The 3,016-nt window shown below is 65.5% G+C and carries 3 protein-coding genes, 1 tRNA gene and 1 pseudogene; 3 read left to right on the plus strand and 2 right to left on the minus strand.

Annotated features, from left to right (window positions below; all coding sequences use genetic code 11):
• Both E1286_RS52310 and E1286_RS46790 read left to right on the plus strand, forming a co-directional pair.
• Nucleotides 1–102: pseudogene (locus E1286_RS52310) on the plus strand (IS982 family transposase); the annotation flags it as partial.
• A 105-nt stretch (nt 103–207) separates the two neighbouring features.
• Nucleotides 208–861, plus strand: coding sequence for a tyrosine-type recombinase/integrase (locus E1286_RS46790; RefSeq protein WP_281282868.1), 654 nt, complete (start codon nt 208–210; stop codon nt 859–861).
• Between the two features lie 221 nt (nt 862–1,082).
• On the opposite strand, the gene E1286_RS46795 is transcribed toward E1286_RS46790, so the two are convergent.
• Nucleotides 1,083–1,164: transfer RNA gene (locus E1286_RS46795), tRNA-Tyr, on the minus strand.
• A gap of 234 nt (nt 1,165–1,398) precedes the next feature.
• Here E1286_RS46795 and E1286_RS46800 point away from each other — a divergent pair.
• Nucleotides 1,399–1,899 (plus strand): YajQ family cyclic di-GMP-binding protein, encoded by a 501-nt coding sequence (locus tag E1286_RS46800; protein ID WP_223190962.1) that lies wholly within the window; start codon nt 1,399–1,401, stop codon nt 1,897–1,899.
• A 615-nt stretch (nt 1,900–2,514) separates the two neighbouring features.
• Here E1286_RS46800 and E1286_RS46805 read toward each other — a convergent pair.
• Entirely contained in the window at nt 2,515–2,739 is a 225-nt protein-coding gene (locus E1286_RS46805; protein WP_132623806.1) for a hypothetical protein, read from the minus strand.
• Nucleotides 2,740–3,016: the final 277 nt, after the last annotated feature.

The raw sequence follows: 3,016 nt of genomic DNA on the forward strand, positions 1-3,016 counted from the left end.
GCCCGCATCGCCCAGCGCATCCTGGCGCTGACCGCCGCCATCTGGCACAACCGCGCCACCGGCGGGGCCATCACCCGATCACTGATCGCCTACGACCACTGACCCGATTTAGGACTTACTCGTCTAGAGGAACTTTCGGCAAATCCGCTACACAAGATCAAATGGAAGCCGCCCAAGACCACCGAGACAGTAGACCCCCGCGTCGTGGTGAATCCGCGCCAGGCGCAAGAGCTACTGACCGCAGTGACCTACGTAGGGCAGCGGGGCAGGGGCCGGCGGCTGATGGCCCTCTTCGCCTGCATGTACTACGCCGCTCTTCGCCCGGCCGAGGCGGTCGGCCTGCGGCTCCAGGACTGCCACCTGCCCGCGTCCGGTTGGGGGCGGCTGACCATCGACATGTCCCGGCCAGAGGTCAATACGCAGTGGACCGACAGCGGAGACGCCCACGAAGAACGCGGCCTGAAGCACCGGGGCAGACAGGATGTCCGGCCGGTGCCTATCCCACCTGAGCTGGTCACGATTCTTCGCGACCACATCGCGGAGTTCGGAACGGCCAAGGACGGCCGCATCTTCAGCAGCGAACGCGGCGGCGTGGTGGCCTCCACCGCCTACACCGAGGTCTGGCAGGCCGCTCGACTGCTGGCCTTCACGCCCGCTCAGGTCGCTTCTCCGCTCGCCAAGCGCCCTTACGATCTCCGGCACGCGGCAGTCTCGCTCTGGCTCAACGCGGGCGTCTCAGCCCCCGATGTCGCCGAACGAGCGGGTCACAGTGTCGATGTCCTCCTGAGGGTCTACGCCAAGTGCATCGACGGCCAACAGGAGATCGCCAACAAGCGAATCGGCGACGCCCTCGCAGCATGACCACGTACCAACCGCACCCAGAGCCCCGGCCCACCACCGGGGCTCTTGTTCTTGGCCGCGTATTGGCCGAATCCAACCCTCGACCTGCGGAAAGAGGCTCAAGATCATTACACGCATATTGGTGGACCAGCGACAACAGGCCGCTCACGGCGGCATCTGGCTGCACACCCCTGAAATGCAGAAGAGGCCCCGTAGGGCCTCTGAGCTGCGCTTACTGCTAGTGGCAGGTGCAAGGTTCGAACTTGCGTAGGCTGAGCCGACGGTTTTACAGACCGCTCCCTTTGGCCACTCGGGCAACCTGCCGTGCCATCCGCTCTCGCGGCGACAGATAGAAGGATAGCGGACTTCGGGGGTGCACGTGACACTCGTTTGCCGGGCCGTGTCCTGTGGGGTTCGTACGGCTGCGGGTGGCGGGCGGTGCCTGCGGGAAGGCGGCTCGAGGGTGGTCGTGGCCTGCATGTGACGCGGATGCTGGCTAGGCTCGTTCGCTGGGTCCGTGCGTTCCGGGGCCGGACCGATTCCAGCACGGCTGAGAGGATGGGTGCTTTGGCCGATTCATCGTTCGACATCGTCAGCAAGATCGACCGGCAGGAGGTCGACAACGCTCTGAACCAGACGGTCAAGGAGATCGGGCACCGCTTCGATTTCAAGGGCACCGGGGCGAGCATCAACTGGTCCGGGCAGAACAACATCGAGATCAAGGCGAACAGTGAAGAGCGGGCCGGTGCGGCGCTCGACGTGTTCAAGGACAAGGTGGTCAAGCGGGGTCTCTCGCTGAAGATCATCGATGCGGGCGAGCCCAAGTTGTCGGGCAAGGAATACCGCATGATGGTCAGCCTCAAGGAGGGCATCGACCAGGAGAACGCGAAGAAGATCTCGAAGATGATCCGCGACGAGGGGCCGAAGGGCGTCAAGGCGCAGATTCAGGGCGAAGAGCTCCGTGTCAGCTCGAAGAAGAAGGACGACCTCCAAGAGATCATCAGCCTGCTGAAGGGCAAGGACCTGGACATCGCCCTCCAATTCGTGAACTACCGCTGACAGAGGCATGCTGTACGGCTCTGAGCGGGCGCCAGGACGACGGATGAGCGCATCCGGGGCTTTCCTCTACATCCCGGGGCACACGGGGATTCAGCGACACGCCTTCCCGAAGGCGGGCGGCGAGTCTCTCCGGTGCCCCGGGCCGCCGCCCCGTACACCGGTGCCCCACTCAGCTGCCCCCGCCCGAGTACCTGTCCCGGCACCAACGCGGCGAGCCGCGTCCCCGCTCCTGTAAACGCGGGTGCCCCCCGTCCAGTCCGTACCGGCTGCCCATCCCACCCGCGTCACCACGCCCGCCTCTCGCCGGAGGTTCTTCCCTCCTACGCGGCGCCGGTCCGTCCCCACCAGCCGCTGTCCAGGCGAATAACGTCGCTTGTCAGGCAGGGCGGCAGTGACTGCGCCAGCGCCCACGGCTGCCGACCCTGCCGGAGATGTCCGATGGTCGCCGGGTCTCGCGGTACGACCGGGCCGGCCGACGCAGGCCGGCCTCAGCAACGGCTGACATGCGGTGTCCACCGGGCTCCGGTAATCACCCAGCCTCACGAGCTTGAAGAGCCCCGTGCGGGAACTCACAACGAGCCAGGCGGGAGCCTGTCGGCAGGAGTTCAGCAGCGGTCACCAGGAGCGCCGGCCGTAGTCGCTCCAGTCGTAGTGACCCACGAGGCCCTCGCCGATGCGGAACTTGTAGCCGTCGAACCCACCGCGGGCGCTGTAGCTGAACCGGAACGTGCCGTGCCCGCCGGTCACCAGCCGGCGGCCCTGGTGCCAGCCGCGGTCGTCGTGGTACCAGAAGTCCACGTAGGTGTTCTCCCGGTCGCGGTCACGGTCCCACACGTCCACGTCGAAGTAGTAGCGGCCGTTCGCGGCGTAGTAGAAGCCCTTGTAGTACGAACGGTGACCGCTCGATTCCCCGCGGCCGTAACCGGAGTAGCCCTCGAACCAGTGCTTGGTGTACGACGACGCCGTCGTCGCACTCGTGGTGGCCGCCTGGTACTACATCCGTAGATCTTGATTCGTTTGGCTCCGCCACGGGATGTAGTTGCTTCATCGTCAGTGCGTGACATGCGCTCTGACCTACGATCTTGTCGTGTCCTGGGATACGGAACTGACCGCGCTG

Source organism: Nonomuraea terrae, assembly GCF_004348995.1.
Lineage (GTDB): Bacteria > Actinomycetota > Actinomycetes > Streptosporangiales > Streptosporangiaceae > Nonomuraea > Nonomuraea terrae.

Excerpts from the sequence above, each read along its gene's own strand:
- E1286_RS46800 (WP_223190962.1), top strand. The coding sequence starts at position 1,399 with ATGGGTGCTTTGGCCGATTCATCGTTCGACATCGTCAGCAAGATCGAC.